Annotated in this window: 19 protein-coding genes, 1 tRNA gene and 1 pseudogene; 7 read left to right on the top strand and 14 right to left on the bottom strand. The window is 72.9% G+C overall.

Features of this window, described 5'->3' with window-relative positions; genetic code table 11:
• Positions 1 to 45: 45 nt before the first annotated feature.
• Both KG102_RS16035 and KG102_RS16030 read right to left on the bottom strand, forming a co-directional pair.
• Positions 46 to 933: a phosphotransferase gene (locus tag KG102_RS16035; RefSeq protein WP_208212944.1), complete on the bottom strand. Its 888-nt coding sequence runs from the start codon at positions 931 to 933 to the stop codon at positions 46 to 48.
• 101 nt (positions 934 to 1034) lie between these two features.
• A complete protein-coding gene (locus tag KG102_RS16030) occupies positions 1035 to 1808 on the bottom strand; it encodes a hypothetical protein (RefSeq protein ID WP_208288112.1) in 774 nt (257 codons plus the stop codon).
• A gap of 223 nt (positions 1809 to 2031) precedes the next feature.
• Here KG102_RS16030 and KG102_RS16025 point away from each other — a divergent pair, with 223 nt between their 5' ends.
• Positions 2032 to 6003, top strand: coding sequence for a sigma-70 family RNA polymerase sigma factor (locus KG102_RS16025; RefSeq protein WP_208288113.1), 3972 nt, complete (start codon positions 2032 to 2034; stop codon positions 6001 to 6003).
• A gap of 6 nt (positions 6004 to 6009) precedes the next feature.
• Here KG102_RS16025 and KG102_RS16020 read toward each other — a convergent pair whose 3' ends face one another.
• The 3 genes from KG102_RS16020 to upp form a co-directional block, all read right to left on the bottom strand.
• Positions 6010 to 6675, bottom strand: coding sequence for an NAD(P)H-binding protein (locus KG102_RS16020; protein WP_208212941.1), 666 nt, complete (start codon positions 6673 to 6675; stop codon positions 6010 to 6012).
• Positions 6676 to 6732: 57 nt separating this feature from the next.
• Positions 6733 to 7011, bottom strand: coding sequence for a hypothetical protein (locus tag KG102_RS16015; protein ID WP_208212940.1), 279 nt, complete (start codon positions 7009 to 7011; stop codon positions 6733 to 6735).
• Between the two features lie 198 nt (positions 7012 to 7209).
• Positions 7210 to 7845: a uracil phosphoribosyltransferase gene (gene upp / locus KG102_RS16010; protein WP_208212939.1), complete on the bottom strand. Its 636-nt coding sequence runs from the start codon at positions 7843 to 7845 to the stop codon at positions 7210 to 7212.
• A 41-nt stretch (positions 7846 to 7886) separates the two neighbouring features.
• On the opposite strand from upp, the gene KG102_RS16005 reads away from it, so the two are divergent.
• Positions 7887 to 8366 carry a nucleoside deaminase gene (locus tag KG102_RS16005; RefSeq protein ID WP_243883882.1) on the top strand — a complete coding sequence of 160 codons (480 nt, stop codon included), beginning with the start codon at positions 7887 to 7889 and terminating at the stop codon, positions 8364 to 8366.
• On the opposite strand, the gene KG102_RS16000 is transcribed toward KG102_RS16005, so the two are convergent.
• Genes KG102_RS16000 through KG102_RS19000 form a run of 3 tightly spaced genes read right to left on the bottom strand, consistent with a single transcriptional unit; the run spans position 8354 to position 9889 of the window.
• Entirely contained in the window at positions 8354 to 9214 is an 861-nt protein-coding gene (locus KG102_RS16000) for an NAD-dependent protein deacetylase (protein WP_208288114.1), read from the bottom strand. The two genes, KG102_RS16005 and KG102_RS16000, sit on opposite strands and share 13 nt — an antisense overlap.
• Positions 9215 to 9246: 32 nt before the next feature.
• Positions 9247 to 9624, bottom strand: coding sequence for a type II toxin-antitoxin system VapC family toxin (locus KG102_RS15995; RefSeq protein WP_249667361.1), 378 nt, complete (start codon positions 9622 to 9624; stop codon positions 9247 to 9249).
• A 7-nt stretch (positions 9625 to 9631) separates the two neighbouring features.
• Positions 9632 to 9889, bottom strand: a complete 258-nt coding sequence (locus KG102_RS19000; RefSeq protein WP_208288116.1) for a FitA-like ribbon-helix-helix domain-containing protein — start codon at positions 9887 to 9889, stop codon at positions 9632 to 9634.
• A gap of 81 nt (positions 9890 to 9970) precedes the next feature.
• Here KG102_RS19000 and KG102_RS15985 point away from each other — a divergent pair.
• A tRNA-Ser gene (locus tag KG102_RS15985) sits at positions 9971 to 10060 on the top strand.
• A 67-nt stretch (positions 10061 to 10127) separates the two neighbouring features.
• Here KG102_RS15985 and KG102_RS15980 read toward each other — a convergent pair.
• Together KG102_RS15980 and KG102_RS15975 are read right to left on the bottom strand one after the other, a co-directional pair.
• Entirely contained in the window at positions 10128 to 10601 is a 474-nt protein-coding gene (locus KG102_RS15980; protein ID WP_243883883.1) for a nitroreductase/quinone reductase family protein, read from the bottom strand.
• The gene (locus tag KG102_RS15975) at positions 10598 to 11377 is read right to left on the bottom strand and encodes a glucose 1-dehydrogenase (RefSeq protein ID WP_208288117.1); all 780 of its coding nucleotides are present in this window, start codon (positions 11375 to 11377) and stop codon (positions 10598 to 10600) included. Before KG102_RS15975 ends, KG102_RS15980 begins: the two co-directional genes overlap by 4 nt.
• Positions 11378 to 11490: 113 nt before the next feature.
• On the opposite strand from KG102_RS15975, the gene KG102_RS15970 reads away from it, so the two are divergent.
• The 4 genes and pseudogenes from KG102_RS15970 to KG102_RS18850 all read left to right on the top strand — a co-directional run.
• On the top strand, positions 11491 to 12135 hold the full coding sequence (locus tag KG102_RS15970; protein ID WP_208288118.1) for a TetR/AcrR family transcriptional regulator: 645 nt from the start codon (positions 11491 to 11493) through the stop codon (positions 12133 to 12135).
• A 155-nt stretch (positions 12136 to 12290) separates the two neighbouring features.
• Positions 12291 to 12557, top strand: coding sequence for a hypothetical protein (locus KG102_RS15965; RefSeq protein ID WP_208288119.1), 267 nt, complete (start codon positions 12291 to 12293; stop codon positions 12555 to 12557).
• Positions 12461 to 12919 (top strand): GNAT family N-acetyltransferase, encoded by a 459-nt coding sequence (locus tag KG102_RS15960; protein WP_322972663.1) that lies wholly within the window; start codon positions 12461 to 12463, stop codon positions 12917 to 12919. The genes KG102_RS15965 and KG102_RS15960 overlap by 97 nt, the downstream gene beginning before the upstream one ends.
• A gap of 160 nt (positions 12920 to 13079) precedes the next feature.
• Positions 13080 to 13313: pseudogene (locus KG102_RS18850) on the top strand (IS481 family transposase); the annotation flags it as partial.
• A 10-nt stretch (positions 13314 to 13323) separates the two neighbouring features.
• On the opposite strand, the gene KG102_RS15955 reads toward KG102_RS18850, so the two are convergent.
• From KG102_RS15955 to KG102_RS15940, 4 genes are all read right to left on the bottom strand, one after another.
• Positions 13324 to 13965, bottom strand: coding sequence for a hypothetical protein (locus KG102_RS15955; protein WP_208288121.1), 642 nt, complete (start codon positions 13963 to 13965; stop codon positions 13324 to 13326).
• Positions 13966 to 13972: 7 nt separating this feature from the next.
• Positions 13973 to 14644 (bottom strand): GOLPH3/VPS74 family protein, encoded by a 672-nt coding sequence (locus KG102_RS15950; RefSeq protein ID WP_208288122.1) that lies wholly within the window; start codon positions 14642 to 14644, stop codon positions 13973 to 13975.
• Positions 14645 to 14697: 53 nt separating this feature from the next.
• Entirely contained in the window at positions 14698 to 15264 is a 567-nt protein-coding gene (locus tag KG102_RS15945; RefSeq protein WP_208288123.1) for a small multidrug efflux protein, read from the bottom strand.
• A 78-nt stretch (positions 15265 to 15342) separates the two neighbouring features.
• On the bottom strand, positions 15343 to 16092 hold the full coding sequence (locus KG102_RS15940) for a helix-turn-helix domain-containing protein (protein ID WP_208212909.1): 750 nt from the start codon (positions 16090 to 16092) through the stop codon (positions 15343 to 15345).
• Positions 16093 to 16323: the final 231 nt, after the last annotated feature.

Here is a 16323-nt window from a genome sequence, read left to right as displayed (position 1 = left end):
CGGCCGCCCTCGCAGGGGCGGCCGTCGTCGTGCGAGGAGCGTGGGTCAGGGGTGTGCGGCGACCTCGACGAGGTTCCGGACGAGGTCGGCGGCCGGCCGGACGAGCTCCCGCTCGCCCGGGACCAGCGACGGATCCAGCGCCCGCAGAGTCGCGGCCTGGGCGAGCGCAGTGACGGGGGAGACGTCGGTTGCGCTCAGGAACGCCGCGAGCAGCGCCCGGGCGGCCTGGGAGTAGACGCCGCCGGCGTCGACCGCGACCTCGGCCACGATCAACGCGGTCATGGACACGTCGAGCTCGGCGGGGCCGGTGCGCGCGTTCGTCCAGTCGACGAGGGCCGGTCCCCCCTCGGCGAGGATCACGTTGCCGGGATGCAGGTCCAGGTGGACGACGGACGGCCCGGAGTCGACGAGCGGCCACGCGTCGGGCACGTCGTGCCGCCACGCCTCCGGCGGCGTGATCGCGTGCAGCCGGTCGTGCAGGTCCGTCAGGATCGCGGCGCCGTCGGGCAGCGACACCTCGCCCGCGGCGAGGGCCTGTAGGAGCGTCGGACCGTGCAGCCGCTGCATGACGAGGTCCGGTCCGCTCGCCTGCAGGACGGCGGGAGCGGGGAAGCCGTGCTCCACGACGTGCCGCAGGAGGTGGACCTCCGGCGAGGCGTCGCGCCCGGAGCGGTAGCGGCGCAGGACGTGGTGGTCGTCGAGCGCGAACACGTCGACGCTCGCGCCCGAGGCGACGAGGTGGCCGGGCTCGTCCGCGTCGGCCAGGTGGAGGTCGACCGCCGGGAGCGGGTGCTCGAGCGAGCTCGTCGACCGGCGGTCCGGCTGCGTCGGCAGCCGCGGTTCGGGTTCGTGGGGGGAACTTTCTGCGACCTCAGCGGCGCTTCTTTCTGTCGGCGCCGTCGGATCGCTTGGAGCAAATCCAGCGCTGTTCATGGATCGACGGTAGACGCATATGACCGAGTTGTCGTCTATCGGCTACCAAGACGTCGCTGACCTGGGCTTTACCTTCTGGACACCTGGTGAAGAGCGCGAGATCAGGGCCGCGCGGCTCGCTCCAGGGTCCGCAGCGCCTGCTCGTGCGTGGCCGGGAGCGGCTCGATCCACACCCGCACGGGCTGACGTGTCGCCGACCGGAGCTCGAGCCGCTCGCAGCGGCGGGCGATCTCCCGCTGCAGCTCCTCGAGGGGCCGCCAGGCGTCCTCGTCGGCGCGGGCCAGCACGGCGAACACCCCGCCGCCCAGCGTCGCCATCGGGTGGCCGTCGCCGTAGGTGGTGGTCAGGGCCGCTCCGACCGCGGCCGACCGGGCCGCGCGGGTGAAGGCGTCGACGTCCCCGGCGGCGACGTCGACGAGCACCAGGTGGTGGCCCGTGCCCGCCGCCGTCCGAGTGCGCTGCGTCGGGAGTGCCGCGTCGCGGTACGTCTCCGCGAGCCTGATGCCGAGGTACTGCCGGGTCGGCAACCCGGACTCGGGATCGAGTGCGGAGCCCGACGTCGCCACGCCCGCCTGCGCGTCCGCCCAGCCGTCGCACAGCGCACGGACGACGACCAGCGGCGGCTCCGTGGCGCCGAGCATCCGGAAGAGGCAGGCCAGGTCGTCGAGGGTCTCCCCGATGCCGACGCCGTCGTAGCCCCGGGCGTGACCGAGGTCGAGAGCCGCCGCCTGGACCTCCGGGACGCCGTCCGCCGCCGGGCCCCCCGTGAGCAGCGCCTCCGCCAGGGCGTCGACGGCCGGGTGGTACCAGTCCGACGGACGCAGCCACACCGATCGGACGCTCTCGTCGCGCCAGCGGTCCCTGAGGGCGGGCATGGCGCGCGCGGGATCGCCGCCGAGGAGGCCCGCCGGCACAGCGTCGTTCCAACCTGTATTCGTCGTCACGCGGGATGGGAGGCCGACAGATGTCGGGTATGACGCCACTACGACGCTTTTCACCCGCTCCTGATGACGCCACCGACGTTTCCGCCTGGTTATGTGAAAACGTCGCATATGGCAGGCTGTGCGATCGGACGCAGTAAGCCGACGGGAGCCGTTCGTGGCAGCAGGCATGCAGCTGGACGGCGGTGTCACGGGGGACACGGAGCTCATCGCCTCCGTGCGCTCCGGCGACGCCGCGGCTGTCGGCGCGCTCTACGAGCGGCATGCGGGAGCGGCCTGGGTGGTCGCCCGGCAGTACTCGGACTCCCGTGCCGACGCCGACGACGTCGTCGCCGATGCGTTCGCCGCCGTCTTCGGAGCGCTCAAGCGCGGGAACGGCCCCGAGTCCGCGTTCCGTGCCTACCTGTTCACCGTCGTGCGCCGGGTTGCCTCGCTGCGCCGGGAGAAGGCGCGCCGGGTCCAGCCCACCGACGACATCGCCGTCCTGGAGGCGGGCACCGCCCTGGCCGGCACCGCCGAGGACCCGGCGCTCGAGGGTTTCGAGCGGGGCGTCGTCGCACGCGCGTTCCACTCGCTGCCCGAGCGCTGGCAGGCCGTGCTGTGGCACACCGAGGTGGAGGGCCTCCCGCCCGCGGAGATCGCGCCGATCCTCGGGCTCACTGCGAACGGCGTCGCGGCCCTCGCGTACCGCGCCCGGGAAGGCCTCCGGCAGGCCTACCTCCAGCAGCATCTGCAGGATCCGCTCGACGACCGGTGTCGTTCGACCGCCGGCAAGCTCGGTGCCTACGTCCGTGGCGGGCTGGGCACCCGTGAGACCGGGCAGGTCTCCGCGCACCTCGAGGACTGCGGGAACTGTCGCGGCCTCCTGTTCGAGCTCGGCGACGTCAACCACGGGATGAAGGCCGTCATCGCGCCGCTCGTGCTCGGCCTGGCCGGGCTGGGGGCGCTCGGCGTCGTCCTGCCCGTGGGTGGCGGTCTCGCGGCCGGTGCGACGGCGAGTGCCGCTGCGGGTGCCGGGGCAGGCGGAGCGGGTGGTGCCGGAGCCGGTGGGGCTGGTGCCGGCGGCGCGGGTGCCGGGGGCGCGGGCGCGGGTGGCGCCGCCGCCGGCGGCGGCGCCGCGGCAGGCGGTGGGACCGTCGCCGCGACAGCGGTGGCCACGGGCACGGTCGGCGTGGCCAGCGCCGGAACCGCGGCGGCAACAAGCAGCGTGGGGGCGTTCCTGGCCACGATCCCGCTCGGAGCCGCGGCGATAGCGGTCGGCAGCGTGGCTCTCGTCGCGGCCGCCGCCGTGGGTATCGCCACCCTGCTCGGTGAGCCGGAGGGGATCCTCGCCGCGCCCACCGAGTCGCCGTCGACCAGCTCGTCGAGAAGCGCGGCGACGCCCGAGCCCACGTCGACGGACGGGTCCGCAGCGACCCCCCAGCCGACCGACCTCCCGACGCCCGAGCCCACCGATCTGGAACCGGACGACGTCCTCTACGGCGACGAGGACGAGCCCGAGGAGCCCGGCGACGTGACGGCCGACGCCCCGGGGGCGACGACCGAGTCGGCCGACCCGACGGAGCCCGCCGACCCGACGGACCCGGCCGGGCCCACCGACCCGACGGATCCGACCGACCCCGTCGACCCGCCGCCCACGCCCGCCGACGTGTCGGTCGAGCTGCCGCCCGCGGGTCTGACCCTCGAAGCCGGGCTGAGCGACCAGGTGCTCGAGGTCGGCCTGCGCAACAGCGGCGGCACGGCGGCGACGGACCTCGTAGCCGAGGTCGTGCTGCCCGACGGCGTGACCCTCGCCGGTGTGGCGACCGGTGCCCTCGAGCGACTGCCCGCCGGAGGGTTCGCGGCGGTGGCACCCGGCTGGGTGTGCGTGATGGGGGCGGGGACCGGCATCGCCAGCTGCACGCTCGACCACCTGCCCGCCCTGTCGGTCTCGACGCTCATGCTCAGCGTCTCCATCGACGAGTCGTTCGATCGGTCCGACGGTGAGATCCAGCTGCGCGTGCAGGGATCGGGGCTGCGCTACGTCGCGCCGCCGATCCCCGTCGCCATCACCGCGGCCCCCGCGCGGCTGACGCTGCGCAGCACCCCTGGGACGGTTCCGCTGGTCTCCGCGCGGACGCGCCAGCTGGACCTGTCCGTCGCGAACCTGGGCGGCACCGCGATCCCGGCCGGCCAGGGATCCGTCACCGCGTTCCTGCCCGACGGTGTCACGGCCACGGCAGCGCCCGGCTCCGCGTGGGCCTGTCGTGGCACCAGGCCGATGACCTGCACGACCGGGGCGGTCGCTGCTCGGGGTGACGCCGCGCTGTCCCTGCTCCTCACGGCGAGCGCGCCGGACCTGGTGCGCGACCGCACCCTGGTGGTCCAGCTGTCGCCGAGCGGGCGGCGGGTCTCGGAGACCGTCAACGTGCCGTTCACCGTGCAACGGCCCGCAGCGTTGAGGGTCGACGGGCCCGGCTCGGCCTCCGTGGCGCTCGGCACCCCGACCACCGTGCCGATGAGCGTCTCCAACAGCGGCGACCTGCCCGCCGACGGCGTCCAGGTCACGCTGCAGCGCCCCGCCTCGCTCGGCTTCGGGCAGCCCGCCGTGACCGATCCGGCGTGGAGCTGCACCGCGGGCGACCGGACGACCGTGGTGTGCACCGCGGCGCGGATCGAGCCCGGGGCCACGCTGCCCCTGCCCCTGGACCTGCGGGCGGCGCCGGGTGCGTTCGGCGACGTCGGTGCGGTCGACGTCTCGGCGCAGGCGCCCGACGCCGACCCCGGCCGGCTCGGCATCTCGGTCGCGTCCCAGGCGCCGGTAGTCACGCTGGCCGCCGGTGACCCCACCATCCTGCTCGCGACCAGCGGCTCCGGAACCGCGCGGTTCACGGTGACCGCGAGCGTCGCCGACGCGGTGGGTGCGCGTGCGACGCTGCTGCTGCCGAACGGGCTGATCCCCGACCCGGACGCGCCCGGCTCGCAGACGGACGGCTGCACGTTCGTCTACCCGCGGACGCTCGAGTGCGCGCTGGGGACGATCCCCGCCGGGTCGTCCGCCCAGGTGCTCGCCAACGTGCGGTGGGCCGGCAGCTCTGCGGGGGTGGCGACGGTGGTCGCCGCCGCGGACGGCGCGGCCCAGGTCCGCTCCGCCAGCAGCGTGCGGACGTCGTCCGGCGGGCTCGACGCCCGCGCGACCTTCGCCCGCGCGGGGGTGACCGAGGTCGGGGCGCCCCTGCTGACGTGCGGCGCGACCGCTGCTGGCTGCGCGAGCGCGCTGCAGAACGGCGACCGGGACAACAACGGCTTCGCCATGGTGCCGCTCGACGAGGCGCCACCGGCGCCGGGCACGTCGCGTGCCACGGTCCCCGTCTCCTCGAGCTCGCGGCTCCAGATCCCCGCAGGCCGCGAGGTCGTCTTCGCCGGGCTCTACTGGTCCGCCAACCACGGCCCGGGGGAGCGCTGGAGCGGCGACGTCACGACCGCCCGCCTGCGCGGTCCCGGCGGGGCCTACGTCGACGTCGCGGGGACGAAGCTGGTCGAGCTGAACGACAACGCGTACCGGCGGTACTACCAGTCGTTCGCCGATGTCACCGGCCAGGTCCGGTCGCTCGGAGCGGGCGACTGGTCCGTCGCCGACATCGCGGTCAGCGCGAGCTCGACCGACAAGGACCGCAGCTACTACGCCGGCTGGTCGATGGTCGTCGTCTACTCCGACCCCGGCTCGGACGCGTCCGTCACCGTCTACGACGGCGGCCAGTGGATCGGCACGTCCACGACACCGCCGGCGTTCGAGTTCGCCTCCGAGGCAGGGACCCTGGCGCGGATCGGGGTCGTGGCCTGGGAGGGTGACCGGACCGCGAGCGGGGACCGGCTCGCGCTGGGAGACACCTGCACCGGGCCCGGCGCCGGTCGCGCCCTGGTCCCGGTGCGCACCGGCTCCGCCGGCTCCAGCACGAACGCGTTCGACTCCACGGCGACCGGCTGGCGCGCGCCCAACTCCCTGGGGGTGGACGTCAAGGCGTTCCAGGAGGTGGCGCTCGCGTGCGACGTGAGCTCGCTGACCGCCACGACGAACGGCGACCAGTACCTGATCGGGGCGATCACCGTCCGGTCCGAGCGGCCCGTGGTCGGGACGCCCGAGAGCTGAGCCGGCTCAGTCCGCGTGCTCGATGACGGCGGCGATCGCGGCGTCGATGGGCACGACCCCCTGCACCAGCTCGAGGACCAGACCCGCGCTGGCCGGCTCGTGCAGGAGCGCCGCCAGCACCGCGGCGACGTCGGCGCGGGGGATGCTGCCCTGGGGGACGGACTCGTCGAGCCGCACCAGCCCCTGGGCCGGGCCGTCGGTCAGCCCGCCCGGACGCAGGATCGTCCAGTCCAGGTCGCGGTCGCGCAGGTCCTGCTCGGCGGCGTGCTTGGCGGCGAGGTAGGCGGCGAACACCTCGTCGGTGCCGGGCGGCGGTGGGGCGCCCGCGCCCATCGAGGAGACGAGGACGTAGCGGCGGACACCGGCCTGCTCGGCGCCGTCGGCCAGCAGGGCCGCGCCCGCGCGGTCGACGGTGTCCTTGCGGTCGGCTCCGCTGCCCGGTCCGGCGCCGGCGGCGAACACGACGGCGTCGGCACCGGCGATCGCCTCGGCCACGTCCCGTGCGTTGGCCCGCTCCAGGTCGAGCACCACGCCCTCCGCGCCGTCAGCGACGACGTCGTCCACGTGCGCGAGCTGACGCACGAGGGCGACGGGGACGTCGCCCCGTTTGGTCAGGTCGTGGGACAGGAGTCGAGCGACTTTCCCGTGGCCCCCGGCGATCGCGATGCGCATCGCCCCACGGTAAGCACGGTCACCAGGTCCGGCGACCGGAGCGCGTCGCGCCCGTCGTCAGCCGGCGTCGCCGGGGTCGGCGAGGACGTCGAGCAGCCGCAGGTGGCTCATCCGGTCGCCCAGACGGTGCACGTCGTCCGACCCCGCGGGTGCGAGCGACAGGGCCGTGTAGGTCTCGGCGCCGGGCAGCATCTCGGTGGCGAACTCACGCAGCACCTCGGCGACCTCGGCCAGGTCGCCGGGCGCTCGAGCGGTGCCCTCGGGCAGGCTCACGTACAGCAGGAGCCCCGGCTGGGCCGGGCGCTGAGGTGCGGGAAGAGGTGCGGGCAGTGCCATGTCGTCTCCGGGTGCGCGGACCGCGACGCCCGGTCAGGGCGGCGGTGTGGTCGAGGGTCCTGAGGGGATCAGGACCGATGACACGCGCACGGATACACAGCCAGGAAGGGCTGCGTAGACGTGGTCATGGAGCGACTCTCGCACGCTCGCCGGTCGGCACCAAGGCCGATTCGGCGGTGTCCCAGGGGGTGGGACGGCTCAGACGACGCCGTACAGCCGGTCGCCCGCGTCGCCGAGGCCCGGCACGATGTACGCCTTCTCGTTGAGGCGCTCGTCCACAGCCGCGACGACGACGGACACGTCCGCCCGGTCGCCGACGGCCTGCTCGACGACCGCGAGGCCCTCCGGAGCAGCCAGCAGGCAGACCGCGGTGACGTTACGAGCACCGCGCGCGAGCAGGAAGTCGATCGCGGCGACCAGCGTGCCGCCGGTGGCCAGCATCGGGTCCAGCAGGAAGCACTGGCGGCCCGACAGGTCGTCCGGAAGCCGGTTCGCGTACGTGATGGCCTCGAGGGTCTCCTCGTCGCGCTGCATCCCGAGGAAGCCGACCTCGGCCGTGGGCAGCAGGCGGGTCATGCCGTCGAGCATGCCCAGGCCGGCGCGCAGGATGGGCACGACGAGCGGGCGCGGGTCGGCCAGCTTGAGGCCGGTCGTCGCGGTGACCGGTGTGACGATGTCCACCGACTCGACGTGCACGTGGCGGGTGGCCTCGTAGGCCAGCAGCGTGACGAGCTCGTCGACCAGCTGCCGGAAGATCGGCGACGGGGTGGTGACGTCGCGCAGGACGGTGAGCTTGTGGGCGACCAGGGGGTGGTCCGCGACGTGCAGGTGCATGGGCACAACCTACCGGGCGCACGGTGCGCGATGATGCCCCCATGACCGACGCCCTCCGTCCCTGGCAGGCGGCCGACACCTGGGCGATGGGTCTCGCGCTCGACGAGGCGCGCCGCGCGGTGCTCACCGCCGACGTCCCGGTCGGAGCCGTCGTCGTCGGGCCGGGAGGCGAGGTGGTCGGCCGCGGGCGCAACGTGCGCGAGGCGCAGGCCGACCCGACCGGGCACGCGGAGATCCTGGCTCTGCGCTCGGCCGCGGAGACGCTCGGTCGGTGGCGGCTCGACGACTGCACGCTCGTCGTGACCCTGGAGCCGTGCCTGATGTGCGCCGGGGCCACCGTGCTGGCGCGCGTCCCGCGGCTGGTCCTCGGCGCCTGGGACCCGAAGGCGGGGGCGTGCGGGTCGCAGTGGGACGTGGTGCGTGACCGACGACTCAACCACCGGGTCGAGGTGGTCGGGGGAGTGCGGGCCGACGAGTGCGGACTCCTGCTGCAGCGCTTCTTCGAGGCTCAGCGCGACTGACGTGGGGTCGGTAGTGACTCGGCCAGGTCGGTCAGCGTCTCCGAGGTCCCGGCGTCCAGCGTCACGGAGGCGTACTTGTCCCCACGCGTCGCGCCCCGGTTCACGACGACCACGGGCTTGCCGGTCTGCGCCGCGTGCCGCACGAACCGCAGGCCCGACTGCACCGTCAGCGACGACCCCGCGACCAGGAGCGCGTCGGCGGCGTCGACCATCGCGAAGGCCCGCTCCACCCGCTCACGCGGCACGTTCTCGCCGAAGTAGACGATGTCCGGCTTGAGCATCCCCCCGCAGGCGCTGCAGTCCGCGACGACGAAACCGCTGGTCTGCTCGATGACGGCGTCGGCGTCCGGGGCGATCTCGATGTCCGCGACCTGGGCCTCGAACCCGGGGTTGAGCGCGTCGAGGCGGTCGGCCAGCTCGGCCCGGGAGATCACCGTGCCGCAGGACAGGCAGCGCACCCGGTCGTAGCGTCCGTGCAGGTCGATGACGTTGCGCGAGCCGGCCGCCTCGTGCAGGAGGTCGACATTCTGCGTGATGACCCCGGTGACCACGCCACGCTGCTCCATGGTAGCCAGCGCGCGGTGCCCGGCGTTCGGCATCGTCCGGTGCACGTGCCGCCAGCCGACGTGGTTGCGGGCCCAGTAGTGCCGGCGGAACGCCTCGTCGGCGACGAACTGCTGGTACGTCATCGGTGTGCGCGGCGGTGAGTCGGGGCCGCGGTAGTCGGGGATGCCGGAGTCCGTCGAGACGCCCGCGCCCGTGAGCACGGCGAGCCGGTGGCCCGCGAGCACTTCGACGACCTCCGCCAGCGAGCTGGCGGTCATCGGGCGGGCGTCGGATGTGCTCACCTCTTCACGGTACGACGATCACCTGTGGGCGGTCAGACGGCGTCGATCCGCGCGGCGTGACCGGACGTGCGGGCCAGGCGCGCGTCCCGCGTGACCAGGGTGGCGCCCAGCGCCTCGGCCAGTGCGACGTACGGGGCGTCGTACGCGCTGACCTGCTCCCGCAGCTCCCACGACCGGCGCAGCAGCGGCGTGATCTCGTACCGGGTCAACGGCAGGTCCGCCAGGTCGTCGACGGCGCCGCGTGCCCGCCCCTCGGTGAGGGTGCCCCGCTGCGCCAGCCGCCGCAGCGCGCTGAGCACCTCGACGTCGATGTGCGCCGGGGCATGCAGGTCGTCCCCGCCCGCCCGGAAGCGCTCGCGCAGCCGATCAGGATCGAGGAGGAAGTCGACGACCGCCGACGCGTCGACCACCAGCACGTCAGTGCCCCGAGGCCAGGTGCTCGTCGCGGGCGTCGCGTTCCGCCTCGATCATCTCGACGACCGGCTGGTCGGGCCGGGGCGGTGCGACGTCGCGGGCGTGGATGCGGTCCGCGAGCTGGTCGAGCGTCGGGCGCGACCCGATCCGGACCAGCTCGGCGAGGAGGAACTCGGACAGCGAGCGGCCCTCGCGCGCCGCCCGTGCGCGCAGCTCCCTGTGCAGCTCCTCGGGGACGTGCCGGATCTGGACCATCACCATGTGTCGAACGTAGCGTGCATGTGCAGCACATGCAACGACCGATTCGGAGCATGGCGCCTGACCGGGTAACGTTCTCGCCGAGGTAGCGTGTCCGAGCGGCCTAAGGAGCACGCCTCGAAAGCGTGTGTGGGTGAAAGTCCACCGTGGGTTCAAATCCCACCGCTACCGCCAGCCGAAGGGCCCCACCCGCATGATCACGCGGATGTGGGGCCCTTCGTCATTCCCGAGGGCTTCGCGATCACGCCCGAGGGAGGAAGCTGATGCGCATGAGCCGGCTCTCGGCCCAGTCTTCAAGCCGAGTCGGCCGGATGGTGCCGGGGTCGTGGGGCTGGTTGAGGTCCGCGACGATCTCCGTCAGCACGGCCTGGCGTTCGGCCGGGTCGGTGACTGGCGTGGCCCGAGCAGGCAGATCTGCACGGATCCCGTTCTTGAGGTGGAAGGTGAACTCGGGATTGGCAAGAAGGTTCGCATGCCAGTTGGTGGCGGCCCTGCCGGCGCCGCTGCACAGGTAGGTTGCGCCCGCGGCTCGGAAGAAGAAGATCTCGATGCGGCGCGGGAGGCCGGTGCGGCGCCCCCGCGTGGTGACGTCGATGATCCGTTCGCGCGTCCCTGCGGCGGGTGTGATCTCGATGGCTCGCCGGACGTCATCGGGCAGGTGCGACAACGACGCGTCCCGAACGGCGCCGTCCCCTCCGGTCGTCTCCCGGCTCATGCCGCCTCGCTCTGCAGGGCGGGCCCGAGCAGGAGTCCGCCATCGATGACGTACTCCGACCCCGTGATGAACGAGGCGTCTGATGACGTGAGGAACAGGAGGAGCCGGGTGACGTCGGTCGGCTCTCCGAGTCGGGGGATGGCGAACGGCTCGGGGGAGTAGAAGTCGGCGATGGCCGCGGTGGCGCCGGCCGCCGGTTCGTGGATGAAGGAGGTCGCGATCACGCCGGGGTGGATGGTATTCACGCGGATCTGGTCCCGGCCGAGCTCGAGCGCCGCCGTCTGGGTGAGACCTCGCACGGCCCACTTGCTGGCGACGTACGGCGCGTAGTGCGCCGTGCCGCCCAGGCCCATGGTCGAGGCGATGTTGACGATGGCTCCCCCTGCTGCGCGGCGCAGGGCGGGGGCGGCGGCCTTGATGCCGAGGAAGGTGCCTGTGAGGTTGACGTCGAGGATGCGCGACCAGGTGGCCTGGTCCGTCGTCTCGATCGGCGCCGGCGGGTTCTGGACACCCGCGTTGTTGACGAGGACGTTCAGGGCGCCGAAGGCGCTCTCAGCGGCTCGCACAGCGGTGGACCACGAGCTCTCGTCGGTGACGTCGAGGTGGGTGAAGCGAGCTCGGGGCCCGAGCTCCTCGGCGAGAGCGGCGCCGCGTTCGGCGTCGATGCCGCCGATCACTACGTTCGCTCCCTCCGCGTGGTAGGCGCGTACGTGGCTCGATCCCTGGCCGCCGGTCCCACCGGTCACGAGCACGGTCTGGTCGTCGAAGCGGGGCATCAGATGTTCCTTCAGTACGTGGGGGCCGGTGGTGAGTCGAGCGACTCACCATCCGTCTGACACTAGGGTGTGCGTGATGGTGAGTCAAGCCACTCACCTCGTATGCTCGGCGCATGAGCAAGGTCATGACGCCGTATCACCAGCGCATCGCCCACGAGAAGCGCGCGCTGATCCTGGAGGCTGCGACCGCGTTGTTCCTCGAGCTGGGGTACGACCGGACGTCGCTGGCGCGAATCGCGGAGCGCTCCGGCGTGTCGCGCGCCACCTTGTTCAAGCAGTTTCCGAGCAAGGCCGCTCTGTTCGACGCCATGGTCACCGAGTCCTGGTCGACCGCTGACGAAGAGGAACCGCCGCCGGCAGGCAACATCGTCGACGGGCTCAGCACCATCGGTCGCCGCTACGCCGACCTGTTGAGCCGCCCCCAGATGACGGACCTGTTCCGCATCGTCATTGCGGAGCTGCCGCGATTCCCCGAGCTCGCTAACGCGCAGTTCTCGCGCGGGAAGACGCCCTATTTCGAGTCCGTACGCGGCTACCTGCTGGCCGAGCACGAGGCGGGAACGGTGCGGGTCGACGACGTGGACCTCGCAGCCACCCAGTTCCTGGGCATGATCTCCAACTACATCTTCTGGCCGACCCTCCTGGTGCCGGACTGGGAGGTGGGCGCCGAACGCGTCGCTCAGGTGGTCGACGAGGCCGTTCGCACCATCGCCGCCCGGTACGCCGCGACCGGACGAGGGTCGTCGACGAACGACTGAGTCCCACCGACCCCGGATGGGTCCCGTGTGCGCGGAGCGGCTGGCGGACCAGTACGCATCCGCGCGCTTGACCCTGTTCCGACAACAGGTTGTTGGCTGCGATCCGGTCGGCAAGCCGATCGCGCTGCCCGCCTGAGTCGGAAGGAACCACTGCCATGAGCCACCGCACCAGCACCATCGCCCGGGGCGTGGAGTATCACCGCGTGCTCGAGAGGCGGGGAGTCGGTCGCGGCATTCTCGCGATCGTCCTCCTGGTCGCCGGGATGACGTTCTTCGGCATCGTGCTCGTCCCCGGTGCCGTCGTCGTCGCCACGGCGGTGGTGGTGTGGGTGCGCTCGCGGCGGACCGGGCCGGCGCGGACCCCAGCCACCGGGGGGTCGGTCGCCTACGTGAAGCCGACCGAGGCGTCGGTGGCGGCGTGAGCGGAGGTGCCGCCCGCGTGGAGCGGGTCAGTGCCTACACCGTGAGCGTTGCCGGAGCGCGCGTGGGGAGGGCCGACTTCGTCGACCCTCCCCACGGGGGTGAGCGGATCATCTTCCACACCGAGGTGGACCCGCAGTTCCGGGGCCGCGGCCTCGCCAGGCTGCTGGTGCGGGAGGCGCTCGCGGACAGCATCCGCGCGAGGCTCGTCGTCGTGCCCGTGTGCCCGCTCTTCGCGCGCCATCTGAAAGAGCACGGTGACGAGTTCGTCGCCGACGGGGGCAGGTTCCGTCGGCCCACTCCCGCCGATCTTGCCCTGGTCGGGCGGGAAGTCGCCGACCGCCGCGGTCGTCCGGTCGTCTAGGTGTATCGACCAAGACCGTTGTCGACGTAGCGAGAGAGAGTGGGAGCTGCCGAAGGAACCCACGAGGACCGACGGAGGTCTCTCGTGTCTCACGCTCGTGCGCTGTTGACCGCGGCCGGCAGGTTCGCGTGGGTGCAGCGAATCACGGCTGGGCGCCCGGTCGCGCATGTCGGCGAACCGGTGCGAGCACCCCTACCCGGGTTCCCTGGTGCACATCGACGTCAAGGAGCTCGGCCGGATCCCGGTCGTCGGCGGCTGCAAAAGCCCACGGTCGCAGCGAACGCCCCAGTCCTAGACGCGGCCTGGCCTACGACTACGTGCCACAGCCGTCGATGACCACGTCCGACTGGCCTACGCCGAGATCCACGACGAGAAGAGGGGCGCGACCTGTGCCGAGGAGCCCCCTACTCCTCGCCGCCGAAGAGGCCGCCGTCGAGGAACCGGTTGTAGCGCAGCCGGAGTGCACGCTCGGTGCTCGCGGCCAGTGTCGCCAGCACGAGCGCGGTGTTCGCCCACGCCGGAAGCCGGAAGGGGCAGGAGTACGTGCCGATGCTGTCCGCGACCGGTGGGATCTGCGTGATCTGCTCCACGAGCTGCGGCACGCCGAGCACCAGGGCGACCACCAGCACGGTCGCCGAGGCGATGCCCACGGCGCGGCTGAGGGCGGGGTCGGTCCGGTCCAGGTGGGCGCGTCGGCCCTCGGCCGACGCGGGATCGGGCACCAGCTGCCGCTCGGACCCGTCGGGCGTCACGTAGTGGGCGCGCCGGAGCCCGAAGCCGGTGGCGGCGACCTGGATGGTGCCGCCCGGCACCGCGAAGACCGCGGGGAGCGTCGAGCCGGAGTAGTGGAGGCCGTCGCGGTAGAGCTGCGCACGGACCTCGCCGTCCTCGTCCCCGCCGAGCCGGACGTCGACGGACCAGGTCTGCGGCGCACCATCCTCGCCGGTGACGTGCAGATGGAAGAGGGAGCGCAAGAGCATCTGCCACCACCGGTAGGGCGGCAGCGCGTGGCCGTCCCCGGGCCGCACCGTCTGGGTGTGTGCCATCGGAGCCTCAGCGCGCCCGGGCGGGCACGCCGGCCGCGATGACGACGCTGCCGGCGATGATCGCGTTCGTCGTGCGCGTGACCATCGCGGCGGCGGCGCCGACGACCCACTGCCCGCGGTCGAGCTGCCGGGCGCAGGCGCCGGCGGACGACCGGTGGAGCTCCGGGAGGGTTCCGCTTCCCCAGAGCAGCCCGGCCAGTGCGGCGACGCGGGGCGTCGGCTCGGTGCCGCCGATGACGACGTCGCGGACGTCGCTCAGGAGGCGGGCGCGGCGAGCGCTCCCGCCGTCCATCAGGGTGGTGGTCGAGAACGGGCCGAGACCCCCGTGTCGCTGCTCCCGGATGTCCCCACGCGCGACGAGCCGTGCCAGCAGGGGTGTGCGCACCGTCGGCCCGATCGCGGCGAGGGCGGCCTGGATCCCGCGGGGCCTGTCTGCGAGGTAGGCCCAGGCGCGACGCAGGATCTCGTCCGTCGGCGCCCTACCCTGCACGGCTTCCACCATCACGGTCCCGGTGCTCTTCGTCGTCGACACGCGCCCGTCGAGCGCGAGGTCGGCGAGCACGGCCCCGGCGAGGACGGAGAGCAGGGCGTCCCCGCCGGAGATCGCGCGCGAGCCGGGCTGGAACATCAGGAGCAGGAGGTCCTCGGGCAGGGTCGGCTCGGCAGCCGACCACGTCACGCCGACGACGTCGGATGAGCGCTGCCGAACGATCGTCGCTCCCGCCACGGGGCTCACACCCCGACGACGTACGTGAGGGCGATCCAGATCGACACGGTGGTCACGGTCGTCCAGAGGGCGATCGCCACCGCCTGCCAGAGCAGCACCCACCGTCGGGGCGAGCCGGCGCCGACGAGGACCGCGGCGGTGAAATGCGTCGGGATCGCGAGCGGGCCGAGGATGCTCGCTCCGGGGACGCCGAAGCGGACGAGCCACGCGTGGACACGCTGCCGGCCCTTCGACAAGGGCTTCGTGTCCTCGGAGGTGGCGACGTTCACGGTCTCCAGGGATCCCAGGCCCCCGCCGACCGTCGCACCGACGTGCGCCCTGCGGTCCACCACGGCGGTGCGAGCCCGTGACGTCACGGCCACCACGACAGCCACGGAGAGGAAGTTGCCCGCGGCGGCGGCGATGCCGGCGACGACGGGGTGCAGACCGCCGACGAGGCCGATCATGGCGGCGAGCTCGCCCTCGACGAACGGGATGGCTCCGGCGAGCGCAACGATGAGGGGCTGGACGAGCTCGGGCACCCGGGCCACGAGCTCCTGGATGTTGAGGACGAGTTCCTGGATGGGGGACATGTCTGGGCTCCTGTTCGTGTCGTCGACTCGAGCGGTTCTCGAGTCGGACCGAGTAGAAGCTGTGTTCTCGGAACAGGGTCAAGGGGTCCCGGGAAGCCGCATCTGCGCGAGCTGGTGCCCGAGGATGCCGGCACGCGAGAGGACGTCGCGCTGGGCCGAGTTGTAGAGCTCGGTCATGGCCTCGACGAACGTCTGCTGCGTCACGTGCGCGCTCTTGGCCAGGTGTCCCACGGGGTCGTTAAGCCACGGGTAGTCGATGAGGTTCTGGGCGATCCCCGGCGCGAGCCGTTCGGCGAGCTTCTGCCGTGTCGCCTCGTCTGCGTCCGCCGGCAGTGCGTTGAGCTCGTCCCCGACCGCGCCCGCCTCGACGTCCACCTCGATCATCCGTCGCAGATCTGCCATCGCGCCTTCGTCGTAGAGCTGCGCATAGATGTGGACGATCGACTGGTCGGCCTCGGACAGGTGTGCCGCGTAGGGCGCGAAGCCGGCCGGCGAGTCCGCCGGCGCGTCGGCGCGCAGGATCGCACCGATGTCGGCGCGCGTCCGTTGCAGGCGCTCGATCCGCGCGGCGAGCTCGGTGTCCAGCTCCCGCAGCGCCTCGGCCGTGCTTCCGCTGCCTGCGTCCATCTCGCCGACCTCCGAGAGCGGCAGACCCAGGTCGGCGAGGCGCCGGATCCGCAGCAGGCGCACCAGGTGCCGCACGCCGTACTGCTTGTACCCGTTGTACCGGCGCTCTGGCTCCTCCAGCAGGCCGAGCCGGTGGTAGTGGCGGACGGTGTTCACTGTCGTCCCCGCCAGGTCGGCGAGCTCGCTCGTGCTCCAGGCCATGGATCCTCCTCACCGGTTGACGACGGACGTCACGGCTTCTTCTTCTCGACGTTCAGTAGGGTGCCGCCGAGTACCGCGGCGAGGCTGATGCCGCCCGCATGACGAGGGCTGGGGCCACCCCCCGCGGATCGTCGGTGGGGCAGGGCCTGACCGTGCCACGTGACGTGCGGCGCCGCTGCGCCGTCGGGATCGTCGGGCTGTGCCGCGGGCTTCTGCGTGCTGATGTGTCCC

It is taken from the genome of Cellulomonas fengjieae (genome assembly GCF_018388465.1).
GTDB classification, from domain to species: Bacteria; Actinomycetota; Actinomycetes; order Actinomycetales; family Cellulomonadaceae; genus Cellulomonas; species Cellulomonas fengjieae.
This window is presented reverse-complemented; position numbering and strand designations above follow the sequence as displayed.

Excerpts from the sequence above, each read along its gene's own strand:
- KG102_RS15955 (WP_208288121.1), bottom strand. The coding sequence starts at position 13,965 with ATGGCACACACCCAGACGGTGCGGCCCGGGGACGGCCACGCGCTGCCG.
- KG102_RS15975 (WP_208288117.1), bottom strand. The coding sequence starts at position 11,377 with ATGCCCCGCTTCGACGACCAGACCGTGCTCGTGACCGGTGGGACCGGC.
- KG102_RS15970 (WP_208288118.1), top strand. The coding sequence starts at position 11,491 with ATGAGCAAGGTCATGACGCCGTATCACCAGCGCATCGCCCACGAGAAG.
- KG102_RS16035 (WP_208212944.1), bottom strand. The coding sequence starts at position 933 with ATGAACAGCGCTGGATTTGCTCCAAGCGATCCGACGGCGCCGACAGAA.
- KG102_RS15980 (WP_243883883.1), bottom strand. The coding sequence starts at position 10,601 with ATGAGCCGGGAGACGACCGGAGGGGACGGCGCCGTTCGGGACGCGTCG.
- KG102_RS19000 (WP_208288116.1), bottom strand. The coding sequence starts at position 9,889 with ATGGTGATGGTCCAGATCCGGCACGTCCCCGAGGAGCTGCACAGGGAG.
- KG102_RS15945 (WP_208288123.1), bottom strand. The coding sequence starts at position 15,264 with ATGTCCCCCATCCAGGAACTCGTCCTCAACATCCAGGAGCTCGTGGCC.
- KG102_RS16015 (WP_208212940.1), bottom strand. The coding sequence starts at position 7,011 with ATGGCACTGCCCGCACCTCTTCCCGCACCTCAGCGCCCGGCCCAGCCG.
- KG102_RS16020 (WP_208212941.1), bottom strand. The coding sequence starts at position 6,675 with ATGCGCATCGCGATCGCCGGGGGCCACGGGAAAGTCGCTCGACTCCTG.
- KG102_RS16030 (WP_208288112.1), bottom strand. The coding sequence starts at position 1,808 with ATGCCCGCCCTCAGGGACCGCTGGCGCGACGAGAGCGTCCGATCGGTG.
- KG102_RS15940 (WP_208212909.1), bottom strand. The coding sequence starts at position 16,092 with ATGGCCTGGAGCACGAGCGAGCTCGCCGACCTGGCGGGGACGACAGTG.
- KG102_RS16005 (WP_243883882.1), top strand. The coding sequence starts at position 7,887 with ATGACCGACGCCCTCCGTCCCTGGCAGGCGGCCGACACCTGGGCGATG.
- upp (WP_208212939.1), bottom strand. The coding sequence starts at position 7,845 with ATGCACCTGCACGTCGCGGACCACCCCCTGGTCGCCCACAAGCTCACC.
- KG102_RS15965 (WP_208288119.1), top strand. The coding sequence starts at position 12,291 with ATGAGCCACCGCACCAGCACCATCGCCCGGGGCGTGGAGTATCACCGC.